This is a genomic window from Streptomyces sp. NPDC091377 (genome assembly GCF_044757045.1).
Lineage (GTDB): Bacteria > Actinomycetota > Actinomycetes > Streptomycetales > Streptomycetaceae > Streptomyces.
Genome location: NZ_JBIVUE010000003.1, coordinates 501,636 through 518,303, shown reverse-complemented (window position 1 = coordinate 518,303; position 16,668 = coordinate 501,636). Strand labels below are relative to the sequence as shown.

Genomic DNA, 16,668 nt, shown 5'->3' with positions numbered 1-16,668 from the left:
TCCCTCCGCCCCCGGACCCGAGGAGCCGCCATCATGTCCACATCAGAGTCCGAGGCATCCCGGCCGTCCCAGGACCGCGCCACCCCCGACCGTCTGCTGCGTGCCCGCACCGGCACCGACGTCTCGCCCGAGGATCTGGTCCTCGCCGCGGGCAAGGACGTCACCCCGCTCACCCTGGACTGGGCGCGGCGCAAGCTGGCGCAGGAAGGTCCCGCGGCCGTCGACAAGCTGCTCCCCTGACGCCCGTTCCGACCGCGGGCGCCGGGCCCGTTCCCGGTTTTCCCTTCCGCGCGGCCCGTTCGGGCTGACAGACTCCGGAGGATGCCCGACTTCGACATACTCGTCATCGGTTCAGGTCCCGGCGGTCAGAAGGCCGCCATCGCCGCCGCCAAGCTCGGCCGCCGGGTCGCCGTCATCGACCGCCCCGACCGGGTCGGCGGTGTCTCCCTGCACACCGGCACCATCCCCTCCAAGACCCTGCGCGAGGCGGTCCTCTACCTCACCGGCCTCTCCCAGCGCGATCTGTACGGCCAGAGCTACCGGGTGAAGGAGGACATCACCGTCGCCGATCTGACCGCCCGCACCCAGCATGTGGTCAGCCGCGAGGTCGATGTCATCCGCAACCAGCTCACCCGCAACCAGGTGTCCCTGTACGCGGGCACCGGACGCTTCGCCGACCCCCACACGCTCGCGCTGACCGAGACGAACGGTCAGGAGCGGCTGCTCACCGCCGAGCACATCGTGCTCGCTCCCGGGACCCGGCCGGCCCGCCCGGGCAGCGTCGAGTTCGACGGCCGTACGATCATGGACTCCGACGACGTGCTGTCGCTGGAGCGGGTGCCCCGGTCCATGGTGATCGTCGGGGCCGGCGTGATCGGCATGGAGTACGCGTCGATGTTCGCCGCGCTCGGCAGCAAGGTCACCGTCGTGGAGCGGCGGCCCGCGATGCTCGACATGTGTGATGTGGAGGTCGTGGAGTCACTCAAGTACCACCTGCGGGATCTGGCGGTGACCTTCCGGTTCGGGGAGACCGTGGCGGCCGTCGAGCGGCATGCGCGCGGCGCGCTGACCGTGCTGGAGAGCGGCAAGAAGATCCCGGCGGACGCCGTGATGTACTCGGCCGGACGCCAGGGCATGACCGACGACCTGGACCTTGAGAAGGCGGGGCTCTCGGCGGACCCGCGCGGCCGGATCACGGTGGACGAGAACTACCGGACCGAGGTGCCGCACATCTACGCCGTCGGCGATGTCATCGGCTTCCCGGCACTCGCCGCGACCTCGATGGAACAGGGGCGGGTGGCCGCTTACCACGCGTGCGGGGAGCCCGTCGGGCCGATGCACAACCTCCAGCCGATCGGTATCTACACCATCCCGGAGATCAGCTTCGTCGGCCGCACCGAGGACCAGCTGACCGAGGACCGGGTGCCGTTCGAGGTCGGTGTCTCGCGCTATCGGGAGCTGGCGCGCGGGCAGATCATCGGGGACGCGCACGGCATGCTGAAGCTGCTGGTGTCCCCGGAGGACCGCACCCTGCTCGGGGTGCACTGCTTCGGCTCCGGTGCCACCGAGCTGATTCATATCGGCCAGTCGGTGATGGGCTGCGGCGGCACGGTCGACTATCTGGTGGACGCGGTCTTCAACTACCCGACGCTCGCGGAGTCCTACAAGGTCGCCGCCCTCGACGCCACCAACAAACTGCGCCAGATCGACCACATCGCCGACTGAGCCCCACCACCAACACATCACGCATCGGCACCGTACGACCACAACAGCACCGTACGACGTCACCCCACGGGCAAAAGCGCGCTCATGACGCCGTCGTACGGTCAAAAAATGACCGTGCCATATCCCCGAACGGGCCTTTCCGAAGAGCGGAATCTGGTGCTCCGCCAGGTGTTTCGCGCAGGGCGGACATTATCCGCTGGTCAATCTTGAAAGGTCCGCGTCGAGGGCTATCATCACTCGCACACACGGCGTGACCGGCCGCCCACACGGTGGCAGGACGCACCCTCCACGCCTCCCGCCACCCTGCCCCGGAGGTCAACCCTCCCTGGCCGACGGCGGATTCACACCCCCCACCCCCCTACGCCGCCAGGGCCAGGCCGCCCTTGCGTCGTGCAAGTCGGAAAGCAGCGCTACATGAGCAAGAGCAGTGGCAGAGGGCTGCAGCCCGGCGCCCTCGGCATGTTCGACACCGTGGTCATGGCCGTCGCCGGCAGTGCACCGGCGTACTCGCTCGCCGCGACCACGGCCGTACTGGTCGGGGCGGTCGGACTGGCAAGCCCGGCGGCGCTGTTGTACTGCGCGATCCCGATGCTGGGCATCGCCCTCGCGTTCAGCCAGCTCAACCGGATCGATGTGAACGCGGGCGCGAGCTACTCCTGGGTGGGCCGCACGCTCCATCCGTTCCTGGGCTTCCTCAGCGGCTGGGCGCTCGTGGTGTCGGCGACGATCTTCATGGTGGCCGGCTCACTGCCCGCCGGGGCGCTGACGCTGGCGCTCTTCGACGACTCCCTCGCGCAGAACACCGCACTGGCCACCGCGGTCGGCGCGGGCTGGTTCCTCGTCATGCTGCTGGTGGTGCTGGGCGGTGCCCGGCTCACCGTACGGGCACAACTGCTCATGTCGGGTGTGGAGTTGGCGATCCTGGCCCTGTTCCTGGTGCTCGCCCTCTTCCACACCGACCACGCCCGTTCCTTCGACTGGTCCTGGCTGGGCTTCTCGCACTTCGACGGGTCCGCGGGCTTCGCGGCGGGCGCGCTGGTGGCCGCCTTCTACTACTGGGGCTGGGACGTCGCCAGCAACCTCAGCGAGGAGACCCGCGACAGCCGCCGCACCACCGGGCTCGCCGGGATCATCGCACTGGGCGTCGTCTTCCTGCTGTTCGTGTCGTTCACCGTCATGGTGAACATCGTGCTGACCGAGCGGCAGATCGCCGACAACGGCGCCAATGTGCTGGGCGTCCTGGGCGAGGAGATCTGGCCGGGGCCGGGCGGCAAACTGCTGATCGTCGCCGTGATGCTGTCCACCATCGCCACCCTGGAGACCACACTCATCCAGGTCACCCGCTCGCTGTTCGCGATGGGCCGGGACCGTACGATGCCCGCCGTGCTCGGCCGGGTGCACCGGCGCTGGAACACCCCCTGGGTGGCCGTCGTCGTGGTCGGCACGGTCGCGCTGGTCCTGCTCGTCGCGTCCAACGCGCTCGGCTCGGTCGGTGAGATCCTGGGCGACGCCATCTCCGCGATGGGGCTCCAGATCGCCGTCTACTACGGGCTCGCGGGCCTCGCCGCGGTCGTCGCGTACCGCAGGACACTGCTCACCTCTCCCAAGCGGTTCGTGCTGGGCGGACTGTGGCCGCTGCTCGGTTCGCTCTTTATGTTCTGGATCTTCGTCGAGTCGCTGGGTGAGCTGAGCGCCCCGGCGATCGCGATGGGTGTCGGCGGGCTCGCGGTGGGGCTGGTGCCGATGTTCTGGTACTGGAGCCGGGGCAGCGACTACTACCGGCCGGCCGCGCTGGACGCCAGCCGCGCCGTGCGCTCCGACTACGTCCCCGGGGGGCGTAGCGCGGTCCCCTCCGGTGTCCATGAGGGCCACCCCACCGACTTCTGAGCGAGCGCCCGATGGCCCGAGACCGTTTCACCCCCGACTTCGACCCCGACTGCGGGGACGCCGAACTCACCGCCGCCCGCCATGACATCGCCATCGGCCGCTGGCAGGGGCTGCGTGAGCTGCTGCGCTCGACCGGCCCCGACTGGGCCGTGCGCGGGCACCGGATCCGCACCCTGGCACAGGCGGGCGCGGGCAGTTCCACCGTCGAGTCGTGGCTCGCCGCCGAACCGCACTCCGGCGACGCGCTGGTGCTGCACGCCGCGACCGACACCGCCCGCGCCTTCAATCTGGCGATCGCCGCCGGGCGGGGCGTGCCGATCGACCAGACCCGGATCGACACCGCCGTCACCGCCTGTCTGACCGCGGCCGAGGCGTGCCCGCAGGACCCGACGCCCTGGATCTCCCTGATCTCCGTCGCCCGGCTCTACCCCAGCGGGGTGCGCCGCCGTGAACTGGCCCGCTGGTGGGACGAACTGCACCGGCGCGATCCGTACAGCGTGGAGGGCCACCTCCAGGTGCTGCACTACTACTCGTCCCGCTGGCACGGTTCCCACGGCCTGATGTACGACTTCGCCCGCGACGCCGCCGGAATCGCCCCGCCGGGCTGCGCGCTGCCGGTGCTGGTGCAGTACGCGCGCGTGGAGGAGTTCCGCTCCGTCCTCGGGGGCACGCACGGGCAGCGGTCCGCGATCGGGGTCGGGCAGCACTGGGACCACGACGGCGCGGTGAGCGACGTACGGCGCACCTGGCACCGCTGGATCCTCGGCCGCACGGACCACGCCATCGCGCCCTGCGAACTGCGTGACCTCAACTACCTGGCCCACGCCGCCTGTCTGGCCGGGACCCCGGAGATCGCCGTGGCGCTGCTGAGCATGATGGGCCGCCGGTCCACCCGAACCCCCTGGTCCTACATCGGTGATCCGGCCCATGAGATTGTGAGATGGCGCAGTCATCTGCGTCTGTGACCGCTCCGAGGAGGCCGCCTGTGACCGTCACCGCCCCGCGCCGTATCGCCCTGCTGGGCGGAGGCTTCTCACGGGACGACGACATGCTCCTCGACGACTGGCTGCTCGCCATGGCCGGGCCCCGGCCCCGGGTCTGCTTCCTGCCGACGGCCAGCGGCGACCCGGCGGGCTACGGCGAGAGGTTCCTGGAGTGCTTCGGGCCGCGTGACTGCGAGCCGACCGTGCTGTCGCTGTTCAAGCGCGAGTTGGACGACGCCGGGTTGCGGGCGTACCTCCTCGCCCAGGACATCGTGTACGTCGGGGGCGGCAACACCGCCAACATGCTCGCCGTGTGGCGGACGCACGGCGTGGACACCCTGCTGGCCGAGGCGTACGAGCGGGGCGCGCTGCTGTGCGGGATCAGCGCGGGCGCCAACTGCTGGGCCGAGGGCTCGCACACCGACTCCTTCGGCCCGCTGACCTTCCTCCCCGACGGTCTGGGCCTGCTGTCCGGCTCGGTGTGTCCGCACTACGACAGCGAGCCGGGCCGCCGCCCGTCCTACCGCCGTGCCGTGGCCGGAGGCGACCTCCCGGCGGGCTGGGCCCTGGACGACGGCGTGGGCGCGCTGTTCACGGACGGGGTGTTCACCGAGGCGGTGACCCGGTTGCCGGGGGCCAACGTGTACCACGTGGAGCCCGACGGGCGGGGCGGGGTCGAGGAGCGGGCGATGGAGATCCGGCTGCTCAAGCAGGGCTGACGCCGGACACCCGCCGGGTCACTCCGTGGCGGGCGGCCCGTCCGGGCGGATCCCGCGCTGGTCGACCATCTCCTGGCTCAGCCCGGCCGTCTCGTCCTCCGCGACCCGTTCGAAGCCGTCCGCCGTGAGCAGGGAGACGACCGGGAAGATCCGGCGCCCGAGGTCGGGGCCGCCGGTCGCGGAGTCGTCGTCGGCCGCGTCGAACAGGGCGTGCAGCGCGACCAGGACCGCCTCGCGCCGGGCCAGCGCGGGCCGGTACAGCTTCTTCAGCGCGCCGCGCGCGTAGGGCGACCCGGAGCCCTCGGCGTAGAAGTCGGTCTTCTCGTAGACGCCGCCGGCCACGTCGAAGCCGAAGATCCGGCCCCTGCGGTCCTCCGGGGCGTGGACGTCGTAGCCCGCGAGCAGGGGGACCACGGCGAGGCCCTGCATGGCCTGGCCGAGGTTCTGGCGGAGCATTCCGGCGAGCCGTCTCGCCTTCGCGTCGAGGGTCATGGGCGTGCCCTCGACCTTCTCGAAGTGGGTCAGCTCGACCTGGTAGAGCTTCACCATGTCGGCGGCCAGCCCCACGGTGCCCGCGAAGGCGATGGCCGTGTGGTCGTCGGCCGGGTGGACCTTCTCCAGGTCGCGCTGGGCGATGACATGGCCCATGGTGGCCCTGCGGTCACCGGCGATCAGGACGCCGTCGGCGTAGGTGAGGGCCAGGACGGTCGTGCCGTGCGGGAAGCGGTCGGGCGGCACCCGCATGCCGTCCGGGAGGGGCGGGGTGGTCGGGAGGAGTTCCGGACGGTGGGCGGCGAGGAACCCGCTGAACGACGACCCCGTGGTGAAGAACTCCTCCCCCAGACGACCCGCACTGCTCCGGCTGCTGCCCCGCATCTGGCCTCCCCCTCGCACGACGCTGTGACGGGCGATGTCACAAGGCACTCCTACCAGAGGGGGCCCGGCGGGAAACGCCGGGTTCGCGCTCACACCGCTTTCCGCCGCATCAGTATCCCCAGTACCAGCAGCCCCGGAAGCAGCGGCAGCCACACGGTCAGCAGGCGGTAGCCGAGGACGGCGGTGGCGGCGAGGGCGGCGGTCGCTCCGGCGAGGGTGAGCCCGAGGAGCAGGGCCGCGTCGAGGGAGCCGAGGCCGCCGGGCGTGGGGAGCAGCGCGGCGGCGACGCTGGCGGCCAGGTAGAGCAGCGCCACGCGGGCCGGGGGCAGGGGCAGTTCGACGGCCTGGGTGACGGCGATGAGGACGAGCGCGTGCAGCGCGGCGAAGGCGAGCGAGCCGCCCCACAGGGCCGCCGCGCGCCGGGGGCGGGTGTGGACGGCCCTGATGTCGGCGGCGGTCGCCGCGAGCGCCCGGCGGCAGCGCGCCCACAGCGGGGTGAAGGGTACGGCGGCCAGCAGCGCCGTCAGCACGAGGGCGACGGCCACGGCGGTGGCGGGGATCTGCGGGGTGCGTACGTGCAGCAGTCCGGGGAGGCCGGGGGCGAGGGCGCAGATCAGGGCGGCGCGGCCGACACCGCCCGCGGTGGCCTTGACGGCGATGGCGGAGACGGAACGGGCGGCCGGGAGTCCGCAGCGCATCAGGAAGCGCAGAATGACCGCGCCCGCGCCGAGCCCCGCGGGCAGGATCTGGTTGGCGGCGGAGGCGGCGAACTGGGCGGCCACCAGGCGCCGCGCGGGCAGGCTCTGGGGCACCGCGCCCTGCTGGGCGAGGGCCGCGCACATCCAGGTGCCGAGGGTGGCGGTGGCGCCGACCAGCAGCCAGCCGCGGTCGGCGCCGGCGAGCCGGACCGCGCCGCGCTCCAGCACCGGCCAGTGCCGCCAGGCGACCCAGGCCGCGGCGAGGAGAACGACCAGGCTGAGCGCGGTGTGCCAGGAGGCGGGGCGCAGGGCGGGCGGGGCGGGTGGCCGCGGGAGTGCGGGAGGTGCCGGGCCGGGTGGGACCGTGGGCGCTTCGGGGATCGCCGGGTGCGGGACGGGTTCGGCCATCGTCTCGCCCTCCGCCGCGCTCGCCGGGTCATGGAAAAGCTAACCCGCCCCGGCGCGTCGCGCAGATCCCGTACGGCCGTCCGCCTGACGGCGCCCCGGGCGGGCGGGTCCTGCGGTCCGGCACCCTCCTGACGGGTACCGGAGCGGGGCTGGGAGACTCGGGGGCATGACTGTTACCCCTCTGGCGGTGGTGGCCGCGGCGATCGTGCGGGAGCGGCGGCTGCTGGTCGTGAGCAAGCGGGCCGCGCCGGACGTGTTCTATCTGCCGGGCGGCAAGCCGGACGCGGGCGAACCGCCGGAGGTCACGCTGGAGCGTGAGCTGGCCGAGGAGTTGGGGGTGCGGCCGGTGGCGCCGCGGCTGCTCGCGGAGGTCGATTCGGTGGCGGCGCTGGAGGGCGTGCCGATGCGTCTGACGCTGTACGCCGCCGACGTCGACGGGGTGCCCCGCCCGGCCGCCGAGCTGGCCCGGATGCGCTGGATCTCGGGCCGCGAGAGCGACGTACGGCTCGCTCCGGCGGTGCACGACCATGTGCTGCCGATGCTGCGGGCCGACGGCGCTCTCGACTGACCCGGGGCGCGCCCCGGCCCCGGTCCCTCAGTGGGCGCCGGGGGCGCGGTGGCGGGGCTGGCCGGGGGCCGGGCGGTCGGGTACGGCGGGCACCGGGCGGACGGCGGGGCCGTCGGTGCTGAGGGTGACCGCCTCGCCGTGGTGGGCGATCCGCAGCGGCTCCCCGGACTGCAGCGCGTAGGTCGCCTTCTCGTGGGTGATCTCCACGCGCAGCCGGCGGCCGAGGACCTGGAGGCTGAAGGCGAGCCGGCTGAACCGTTCGGGCAGCCGGGGTGCGAACCGCAGGGTGCCGTTGCCGGAGCGCAGTCCGCCGAACCCGGCGACGAGGGCCATCCAGGTACCGGCCAGGGACGCGATGTGCAGTCCGTCGCGGGTGTTGTGCTCCAGGTCGTGCAGGTCCATCAGCGCGGCCTCGGCCGTGTAGGCGTAGGCGAGATCGAGATGGCCGGCGCGGGCGGCGATGACGGCCTGGGTGCAGGCGGACAGGGACGAGTCGCGCACGGTGAGCGGCTCGTAGTAGGCGAAGTTGCGGGCGATGTGCGCCTCGTCGAAGTAGCCGTCGCAGGTGTACATGGCGAGGACCAGGTCGGCCTGTTTGACGACCTGTTTGCGGTAGAGGTCGAAGTACGGGAAGTTCAGCAGCAGCGGGTACTGGTCGGGGCGGGTGTTGTCGAAGTCCCAGCGCTGGTAGCGGGTGAAGCCCTCGTGCTGCTCGTGCACGCCGAGCGCCCTGTTGTACGGGATGTGCACCGACTCGGCGGCGTCCCGCCAGGCGGCGCCCTCCTCGGCGTCGACGCCGAGCCGCGCGGCCTGTTCGGGGTGGCGTTCCACCACCTCGGCGGCGGCGCGCAGGTTCGCCCGGGCCATGAGGTTGGTGTACGTGTTGTCGTCGGCGACCGCGCTGTACTCGTCGGGTCCGGTGACCCCGTCGATGTGGAAGGCGCCGTGCGCGTCGTGGTGGCCGAGCGAGCGCCACAGACGGGCGGTCTCCACCAGCAGTTCCACGCCAGTGTCCCGCTCGAAGGCGGTGTCGCCGGTGGCGGCCACGTACCGTACGACGGCGTCGGCGATGTCGGCGTTGACATGGAAGGCGGCGGTGCCCGCGGGCCAGTAGGCGGAGCCCTCCGAGCCCTCGATGGTGCGCCAGGGGAAGGAGGCGCCGCGCAGTCCGAGCTGGGCGGCGCGTTCCCGGGCGGCGGGCAGGGTGTTCTGCCGCCAGCGCAGCGCCTCGGCGACGGCGTCGGGCTCGGTGTAGGTGAGCAGGGGCAGGACGAAGGTCTCGGTGTCCCAGAAGGCGTGGCCGTCGTAGCCGGAGCCGGTGAGGCCCTTGGCGGGGATGGCGCGCTGTTCGGCGCGGGCACCGGCCTGCATGACGTGGAAGAGGGCGAACCGTACGGCCTGCTGGATCTCCTCGTCACCGTCGACCTCGACGTCCGCGCGGTCCCAGAAGTCGTCCAGGTGGGCGCGCTGTTCCTCGATGAGGCCGGTCCAGCCGCTGTGGGCCGCGGCGGCGAGGGCGGCCTCGACCTGGGCGCTCATGGCGGGGCGGGAGCGGGTGCCGGACCAGCCGTGCGCGACGGTCTTCTCCAGCCGCAGCCGCTGGCCGGGCTCCAGGACGGAGGTGACGGTCAGCCGGGCCACGTCGATGTCGCTCTCGCTGTGTGTGGCGGTGCCCTCGGGGCCGGTCACCACATGGTCGGCGGCGACGGCGACCCGCAGGCCGCTGTTGCGGGTGCGGTGCACCAGCCGCAGCCGGTTCCCGGAGGCGAAGTGCTCCTCCTGCGCGAGGGGCGACTTGAGGGTGATCGCGGCCCGGGGGTCGCCGTCGGCCGCCGGGAGGCTCTCATTGGCGACCAGCTCGGACTGGATCACCACCCGGACCCTGCTGTCGACGGGCTCGATCTCGTAGGCGACGGCGGCGATGGCCCGCTGGGTGAGCGAGACGAGCCGGGTGGAGCGCACGAGGATCGTGGAGCCGGCCGGGCTGGTCCACTCGCAGATCCGCTCCAGGACGCCCCGGCGCAGATCGAGGGTGCGTTCATGGGCGACGAGGCGGCCGTAGCGGAGGTCGAACGGTTCGTCGTCCACCAGCAGCCGTACGACCTTGCCGTTGGTGACGTTGATGACGGTCTGGCCGGACTCCGGGTAGCCGTAGCCCGCCTCGGCGTAGGGCAGTGGGTGCACCTCGTGGACGCCGTTGAGGTAGGAGCCGGGCAGTCCGTGCGGCTCGCCCTCGTCCAGGTTGCCGCGCCAGCCGACATGGCCGTTGGAGAGGGCGAACACGGACTCGCTCTGCGCGAGCACGTCGAGTCCGAGCGAGGTCTCCCGCACGGTCCACGGTTCCACGGTGTACGACCGGTTGCTTATCACGTGTGGTCCCCCTCGTCCTCGTCCTGTGCCGCACTGCCCGGTGCCGTTCTGTCCTGTGCCGCCCCGCCCAGGTCGGCGAGGTCTTCGACCACGATGTCCGCGCCGTGCGCGTAGAGGGCCTCACCCTGTCCGACCCGGTCCAGGCCGACGACGTACCCGAAGTGCCCGGAGCGGCCCGCGTCCATCCCCGCGAGGGCGTCCTCGAACACGGCCGCCTGTTTCGGTTCGGCTCCCAGGTCGGCCGCGGCGGCGAGGAAGGTGTCGGGCCGCGGCTTGCCCGGCAGGCCCCGCTCGGCGGCCACCACTCCGTCGATCCGGACGTCGAAGAGGGCCTCGGCGCCGATGGCGCGCAGCACGTCGCGGGCGTTGGCGCTGGAGGAGACGATCGCGGTGCGCAGCCCTTGGGCGCGGGCCGCCTCGATGTAGCGCAGGGTGCCGTCGTAGGGCTCGATGCCGCCGGTGCGGATCTTCTCCAGGACCAGCTCGTTCTTGCGGTTGCCGACTCCGTTGACGGTCTGCGCGTCGGGCGGGTCGCCCGGGTCCCCCTCGGGCAGTTCGATGCCGCGCGAGGCGAGGAAGGTGCGGACGCCGTCGGCGCGCGGACGGCCGTCCACGTACTCGCCGTAGTCGGCGTGCGCGTCGAAGGGCCGAAAGCCGGCGCCGTCGCGTTCGCGCAGGAAGGCGTCGAAGGTCTCCTTCCACGCGGCGGCGTGCACGACCGCCGTCTTGGTGACGACGCCGTCTAGATCGAAGAGGCAGACCTGGATGGTTTCGGGAAGACCGAGCTGCGTCATGGTCACATCGTCCCCGCTACGGGCCGTCCGATGCGGGCACGACGGGCCACAACGGGTGTACTTCATGGACTTGGGGGGTGGTCCGGGGTGCGGTGAGGGTGGTACGGGGAGGCCGCTGGGCGGCTCAGGGCCGTGACGGCCGGCGCGGTGGCACGGTCCTTTCCTCGCGGTGGGCTCCTTCCCCCCCTCGGCCGACGGAGTCGGGAGGGGCGCTCCCTCAGCTTCGCATTCCCGTCAGCAGCGCGGTCAGGATCCGGGTCAGCTGGGGCTCCACCTCGACCACCGCGTGGGCGAGTTCGGGGTGGGTCTCGTACAGCTCGCGCAGTCGGCTGCCGGGCGCGGCCATCTGCCAGAGGGCGCCCGCCATGCCGGTGGCCGTGGAGATCACGTCGACGGCCTGCCGCTCGGTGACGCCGAGCAGGTCGCACAGGACGGTCCGCACCTCGGCGACCTCGGCGAGGACGACCTTCTTGAAGGCGGTGGCGGCGTCGAGGGAGACATTGCGCTCCAGGTTCAGCGGCGCCTGGGCCAGCAGGTCGCAGAAGAACGGCCGGTCCACGAGCGAGCGGGCGAGTACGGCGGCGACGGCCCCGGGGGCGGGACCGGGTGCGGGGGCGGGCGCGGCTGTGGGTGCGGGGGCGGGACCAGGTGCGGGGGCGGGACCGGGCGCGGGCTCAGGTGTGGGTTCGGCCGGTGCTTCGAGGGCGCCGCGCAGCGCGGCCGACCACTCCCGCCAGCCCTCGGCGGTGAGCGCGAGGAAGATCTGCTCGCGAGTCTCGAAGTAGCGCAGCATCGCGGACTTGTGCAGGCCGACGGCCGCCGCGATGTCCGTGAGCGTCACCTCGCGCACGCTGCGCTCGGTGCCGAGGGCGCGGGCGGCGTCGAGGATCGCCCGCTCCCGCTCCTGCTTGGCGGCCACGCTGCGGGCGCGCCGGGGACCTGCTGCCTCCATGGCCGCGACGGTAGCACAACCCTGTTTTCTTAATAGCACAACGGGGTTGCGGTATTAGCGCAACCGTGTTTCGCTAGAACTATGACAGCACAGTCGCAGACTCCCACCCAGACGCACTCCCCGACCGAGCCGCAGACCTGGTTCATCACGGGGTCCTCCCGCGGCTTCGGCCGCAGTCTCGCGGTCGCCGCCCTGGAGGCCGGTGACCACGTCGCGGCCACGGCCCGCCGGCCGGAACAGCTCGCCGACCTCGTGCGGCAGTACGGAGAGCGGGTGCTCCCCGTCGCCCTGGACGTGACCGACCGGGCCGCGGCGGTGACGGCCCTGCGGGCGGCGACCGACCGGTTCGGCCGGGTGGACGTCGTGGTCAACAACGCCGGATACGCGAATCTCGCCGCGGTCGAGACCACCCCCGAGGACGACTTCCGCCGACAGTTCGACACCAACTTCTGGGGCGTCTACAACGTCTCGGTCTCCGCCCTCCCCGTGCTCCGGGCCCAGGGCGGCGGCACCATCGTGCAGTTCTCCTCCATCGGCGGCCGGGTCGGCGGCACCCCCGGTCTCGGCTCGTACCAGGCGGCCAAGTTCGCGGTGGACGGCTTCACCCGGGTCCTGGCCGCCGAGACCGCGCCGTTCGGGATCAGGTACCTGGTCGTGGAACCGGGCGGCTTCGCCACCGACTGGGCCGGATCCTCGATGCGGGTCCCGGAGGTGCCGTCGGAGTACGAGGCCACGGTCGGCGAGATGGTCCGCTTCCTCGGCGGATCGGTCGCCACCGAGGGTGACCCCGACCGGGCGGGCGAGATCCTGGTCCGGGTCGTCAAGGACCCGGCCCCGCCCACGCACCTGATCCTCGGGGCCGGCGCCGCCGAGATGGCGCGGACGTACTCACAGGGGCAGCTCGCCGAGGCCGCCGTCTGGGAGCCGGTCAGCGTCTCGGCCGACTTCGGCCGGGACTACCCGGCCGAACCGGCCCGCCCGTAGCCCGGACCGGCGCCCGCCCGCGGTCGGTGAAGGGGGCCCCGCCAGGCGGCCGTACGCCCTCCTGGCGCCCTCCTCCCCCACCCGTCCCGGCCCCCTCCGCACCCGCCTGACCGCCACGTTCCGTGAGCTATGTTGAACGTCCGGCGGTAGCGAAGGAGGCGTACCGGTGCCCACGCCCCAGCAGGCACGCGCACAGGCATCCGCGATCACCTCGGGGAAGGCGGGGCCGGAGGCCGAGGCGGCGCCGGTCTCCCAGCTCAGGACGCTCTTCGAACGCCACCGGCTCTCCCCCGGACACCGCCGGATCGCCCAGTATCTGATCGAGCACCTCCCCGAGGCGGCCTTCCTGTCCATCACGGATCTCGCCGACCGGGTGGGCGTCAGCCAGCCCTCGGTGACCCGGTTCGCCGCCGCCGTCGGCTTCACCGGTTACCCGGCGCTACGGGAGAAGCTCCAGGCGATCGCCCTCGGCAGCATCTCCGGCGGCGCCGAGGAGAACCGGGGCAATGAACTCCAGTCCGCGGTGGACGCCGAGATCGAGAACCTGGAGAACCTGCGCCGCGACTTCGCCGACCCGGACCAGGTGATCCACGTGGGCCGCGAACTGTCCGCGTCGACCCCGCTGACCGTCCTCGGACTGCGGATCTCCGCCTCCCTCGCCGAGTACTTCGCCTATGCCGCGCGCCGGATCCACCCGGATGTGCGGCTGGTGACCCGGGGCGGCAGCACGGCGTACGACGCGCTGCTCCAGTCGTACGAGGCCGGCGGCTCCTGGGTGCTGGCCTTCTCGATGCCCCGGCACGCGCAGGAGACCCTCGCGGCGGTCCGGGTGGCGCGCGGCGCCGGGCTGCGGGTCGCGCTGATCACCGATCTCGCGCTCGGCGCGGTGGCCGACGAGGCCGATGTCACCTTCGCCACCGGCACCGGGTCACGGCTGGTCTTCGACTCGTACGCGGCGCCCGGGCTGCTGGCCGCCGCGGTGCTCCAGGCGATGACGGACGCGGACCCGGAGCGCACCCAGGCCCGGCTCGACGAGTACGAGCAGATCTCCGACCAGCACCAGTTCTTCCTGCGGGACTGACGGCGGACCGTTTCTCCTCACCAGGAATACACAGCACAGATGAATGTTTTCATACGCCTTGAAAACCGATCGGCATATATAAATACTTCTTGCGGATCCCACACCGGCGGATCCCACACCGCCCGCAGAGAGCAGACGTTCCGCCCATGCGCACATGCCTGAACCGTCGCGCGGGCCACGCCAGCCCTTCAAGGGCTCCATCTCGGACATCCTGGACCGGCGTTCCCTACCCACGCCGGGACCCGGGATGTTCGGTCGGGCGTCACCTGCGCGTGCGCCCGCGGCGGCCCCGGTCATCCCCTAGGCCGGGGCCGCCCAACCGTCGGACCGATCCTGAGCCGCCGTCCACCCGGAAGCGATGACCATGTCACTGACGTACCCGCGAACCCATCCGGACTGGCCGCGCCAGGTCAAGATCCCCGGCAGCTACGACTGGGAGCGCTCGGCAGCCCGGTGGCTGCGCGATCTGGTGCCCGCGCGGTACGCCGGATATCCGGCGCTGATCCGCCACCCGGTGCTGCTCGCCCGGCACGCGGAGCTTCAGGTGCAGCAGGAGGTGCGGGTGGTGCGTACGGCGTTGCAGACCGCGCGGGCCGATCTGCCGCGCCTCGGGGTGCCGGAGTCGGTCATCGAGCACACCATCAGGCTGTACGCCGCCGAGATCCTCCAGTTGCAGCACATCGCGCGCAGCATCCGCGCGGTGAGCCGGGCGCTGGCCGAGCACAACCTCCGCTGACCCCAGGGCACGGTCGGGGCAGCACCTCACCGTCCCAGCAGCACCTCACCGCCCCCGGCGCCGCTCATGCGGAGAGCAGTCGGCGCAGCGAGGCCCTCATCGCCGTGATGAACTCCTCCTGCCGGGCGGCGGGCAGGGCGTCCAGCGACAGATACGGGTTGAGGTCCTCCAACTCGACCAGCAGCAGTTCGCCGTCGGGCGCCCGGCAGGCGTCCACCCGCTGGATGCCGTGCTCGACGGTGTTCCAGTCGATGAAGCGGCGGGCGAACTCCAGGTCCCGGGGGGTGGGTTCGTAGCGGGTGAGTTCCCAGCGCCGGGCGGGGTCGGGGGCGTGGAGGGCGTACTGGAAGTCGGTGTCCACGTAGTAGAAGGACACCTCGTAGGCGAAGTCGATGTGCGGCTGGACCAGGACGGTGCCGTCGGCCACCCCGTCCAGCGCGTCGGGGCCGACGATCCGCAGCCCTATGGAGTCGGCGCCCAGCACCGGCTTCACGACATACCGGTCCGCCGCCGGGAGCCGTCCCAGGTCCCGCGCGCGGTCGACGGTCGGGATGACCGGGAACCCGGCCGCGCTCAGCTCCACCAGATACCCCTTCCCCGCCATGTCGGCCCGCCCGGTGAGCTGGTTGTAGACGCGGGCGCCGGTCGCCAGCGCGTGGGCGCGGAAGGTGCCGTAGGCGCTCCGGTACCCGAGCACGGGACCGCTGTTGCGGAGGACGACCGCGTCGAAGGCGTCCATGAGGGCGACGGTGTCACGCGGGTGGCACAGTGCCAGGTCGAAGTCCTCGCGGAGCCGTGCGGTGAGCCGGATGTCCTCGTCGCCGTACCGTCGCCCGCGTGCCTCGTAGGCCAGATCTGTCACATAGAGCAGTCGGGGCCGGGCACCGGACATTCTGGACTCCTCACGCTGCTGCCTGGGGCTTTGTGCCGCAGGGAAGCAAGACTAGCCCGAACGACCGTACGACGAATGCACTCAGTTCCCTGTTTCCACAGCACTGAGTGCCATGCGCGCGGATCTGGTGCTACGTTCCCGTCCATGAGCTCCAGCACTGCCGATCACGGCGAGCAGGCCGAGGCCGCCGCCACGAAGCCGCCCATGCGGGACGCCCTGGTCGCCGCGGCCTTCCAGCTCTTCCTGGAGCGGGGGTACGAGGAGACCACGGTCGACGACATCGTGGCGCTCGCCGGGGTCGGGCGGCGCTCCTTCTTCCGCTACTTCCCGTCGAAACTGGACGTGGTCTTCCCCGACCACGAGCGCTGCCTGGCCGACATGACGGAGTTCCTGGCCGCGAGCGACCCCGGGGACGAGCCGGTGCGGCGGGTGTGCGACGCGGCCCGTCTGGTGCTGCGGATGTACGCCGAGAACCCGACCTTCTCGGTGCAGCGCTACCGGCTCACCAAGCAGGTGCCCGGACTGCGCACCTACGAACTGTCGGTGGTGTGGCGCTACGAGCGGGCCCTGGCCGACTATCTGCGCGACCGCTTCGCCCGCCGGCGGGACGGCACCCTGCGGGCCGACGTGATCGCGGCGGCGGTGGTCGCGGCGCACAACAACGCGCTGCGGTCCTGGCTGCGTGCGGACGGGCGGTCCGACGCCGACGCGGCGGTGGATCACGCGCTGGGGCTGGTGCAGTCGGCGTTCGGGACGCCCGCGGGGCAGCCGGTGGACGAGGGGCCGGAGGACGTGGTGGTCGTGGTGTCCCGGCGCGGGGCGCCGCTGTGGCGGGTGGTGCAGGAGATCGAGACGACACTCGCCACTGACGTCCGTCGCTGACGCCCGCCGCCCACAGCCGTCACTGGCACGCGCCACGCACACCCGCCCCTGACGCCGGCCACTCACAGCCGCCCCTGATACCCGTCGCCGGCGGCCGTTCCGGACGGCAGGGA

At 72.3% G+C, this 16,668-nt stretch carries 16 protein-coding genes; 10 read left to right on the top strand and 6 right to left on the bottom strand.

What is annotated here, in order from left to right; all coding sequences use genetic code 11:
- Nucleotides 1-33 precede the first annotated feature (33 nt).
- The 5 genes from ACIQNG_RS10035 to ACIQNG_RS10015 all read left to right on the top strand — a co-directional run bounded on the left by ACIQNG_RS10035 (nt 34) and on the right by ACIQNG_RS10015 (nt 5,314).
- Nucleotides 34-240, top strand: a complete 207-nt coding sequence (locus tag ACIQNG_RS10035; RefSeq protein WP_401483738.1) for a hypothetical protein — start codon at nt 34-36, stop codon at nt 238-240.
- 81 nt (nt 241-321) lie between these two features.
- The gene (gene sthA / locus ACIQNG_RS10030) at nt 322-1,725 is read left to right on the top strand and encodes a Si-specific NAD(P)(+) transhydrogenase (RefSeq protein ID WP_401483736.1); all 1,404 of its coding nucleotides are present in this window, start codon (nt 322-324) and stop codon (nt 1,723-1,725) included.
- A 414-nt stretch (nt 1,726-2,139) separates the two neighbouring features.
- Nucleotides 2,140-3,612 (top strand): APC family permease, encoded by a 1,473-nt coding sequence (locus ACIQNG_RS10025; protein ID WP_401431864.1) that lies wholly within the window; start codon nt 2,140-2,142, stop codon nt 3,610-3,612.
- Nucleotides 3,613-3,623: 11 nt separating this feature from the next.
- Nucleotides 3,624-4,577: a hypothetical protein gene (locus ACIQNG_RS10020; protein ID WP_401431861.1), complete on the top strand. Its 954-nt coding sequence runs from the start codon at nt 3,624-3,626 to the stop codon at nt 4,575-4,577.
- A gap of 20 nt (nt 4,578-4,597) precedes the next feature.
- Nucleotides 4,598-5,314, top strand: coding sequence for a Type 1 glutamine amidotransferase-like domain-containing protein (locus ACIQNG_RS10015; RefSeq protein ID WP_401431858.1), 717 nt, complete (start codon nt 4,598-4,600; stop codon nt 5,312-5,314).
- 18 nt (nt 5,315-5,332) lie between these two features.
- Here ACIQNG_RS10015 and prcB read toward each other — a convergent pair whose 3' ends face one another.
- A complete protein-coding gene (prcB, locus tag ACIQNG_RS10010) occupies nt 5,333-6,190 on the bottom strand; it encodes a proteasome subunit beta (protein WP_401431856.1) in 858 nt (285 codons plus the stop codon).
- Nucleotides 6,191-6,279: 89 nt separating this feature from the next.
- Nucleotides 6,280-7,296 carry a lysylphosphatidylglycerol synthase domain-containing protein gene (locus ACIQNG_RS10005; RefSeq protein WP_401483732.1) on the bottom strand — a complete coding sequence of 339 codons (1,017 nt, stop codon included), beginning with the start codon at nt 7,294-7,296 and terminating at the stop codon, nt 6,280-6,282.
- 166 nt (nt 7,297-7,462) lie between these two features.
- On the opposite strand from ACIQNG_RS10005, the gene ACIQNG_RS10000 reads away from it, so the two are divergent.
- Nucleotides 7,463-7,864, top strand: coding sequence for an NUDIX domain-containing protein (locus ACIQNG_RS10000; RefSeq protein WP_401431852.1), 402 nt, complete (start codon nt 7,463-7,465; stop codon nt 7,862-7,864).
- A 27-nt stretch (nt 7,865-7,891) separates the two neighbouring features.
- Here the strand turns inward: ACIQNG_RS10000 and ACIQNG_RS09995 are convergent, their stop codons facing one another.
- From ACIQNG_RS09995 to ACIQNG_RS09985, 3 genes are all read right to left on the bottom strand, one after another.
- Entirely contained in the window at nt 7,892-10,234 is a 2,343-nt protein-coding gene (locus ACIQNG_RS09995) for a glycoside hydrolase family 65 protein (RefSeq protein ID WP_401483730.1), read from the bottom strand.
- Nucleotides 10,231-11,028 (bottom strand): beta-phosphoglucomutase family hydrolase, encoded by a 798-nt coding sequence (locus tag ACIQNG_RS09990; RefSeq protein WP_401483728.1) that lies wholly within the window; start codon nt 11,026-11,028, stop codon nt 10,231-10,233. Before ACIQNG_RS09990 ends, ACIQNG_RS09995 begins: the two co-directional genes overlap by 4 nt.
- Before the next feature lie 217 nt (nt 11,029-11,245).
- On the bottom strand, nt 11,246-11,980 hold the full coding sequence (locus tag ACIQNG_RS09985; protein WP_401483726.1) for a TetR family transcriptional regulator: 735 nt from the start codon (nt 11,978-11,980) through the stop codon (nt 11,246-11,248).
- 81 nt (nt 11,981-12,061) lie between these two features.
- Here ACIQNG_RS09985 and ACIQNG_RS09980 point away from each other — a divergent pair, with 81 nt between their 5' ends.
- From ACIQNG_RS09980 to ACIQNG_RS09970, 3 genes are all read left to right on the top strand, one after another.
- On the top strand, nt 12,062-12,964 hold the full coding sequence (locus ACIQNG_RS09980) for an SDR family NAD(P)-dependent oxidoreductase (protein ID WP_401483724.1): 903 nt from the start codon (nt 12,062-12,064) through the stop codon (nt 12,962-12,964).
- Between the two features lie 166 nt (nt 12,965-13,130).
- Complete coding sequence (locus ACIQNG_RS09975) at nt 13,131-14,045, top strand: MurR/RpiR family transcriptional regulator (RefSeq protein WP_401483722.1); 915 nt, start codon at nt 13,131-13,133, stop codon at nt 14,043-14,045.
- Between the two features lie 358 nt (nt 14,046-14,403).
- The gene (locus ACIQNG_RS09970) at nt 14,404-14,781 is read left to right on the top strand and encodes a hypothetical protein (protein WP_401431832.1); all 378 of its coding nucleotides are present in this window, start codon (nt 14,404-14,406) and stop codon (nt 14,779-14,781) included.
- Nucleotides 14,782-14,845: 64 nt separating this feature from the next.
- Here ACIQNG_RS09970 and ACIQNG_RS09965 read toward each other — a convergent pair whose 3' ends face one another.
- On the bottom strand, nt 14,846-15,673 hold the full coding sequence (locus ACIQNG_RS09965; RefSeq protein WP_401483719.1) for a hypothetical protein: 828 nt from the start codon (nt 15,671-15,673) through the stop codon (nt 14,846-14,848).
- Nucleotides 15,674-15,817: 144 nt separating this feature from the next.
- Between ACIQNG_RS09965 and ACIQNG_RS09960 the strand changes: the two genes are divergently transcribed.
- On the top strand, nt 15,818-16,555 hold the full coding sequence (locus ACIQNG_RS09960; RefSeq protein ID WP_401483717.1) for a TetR family transcriptional regulator: 738 nt from the start codon (nt 15,818-15,820) through the stop codon (nt 16,553-16,555).
- Nucleotides 16,556-16,668: the final 113 nt, after the last annotated feature.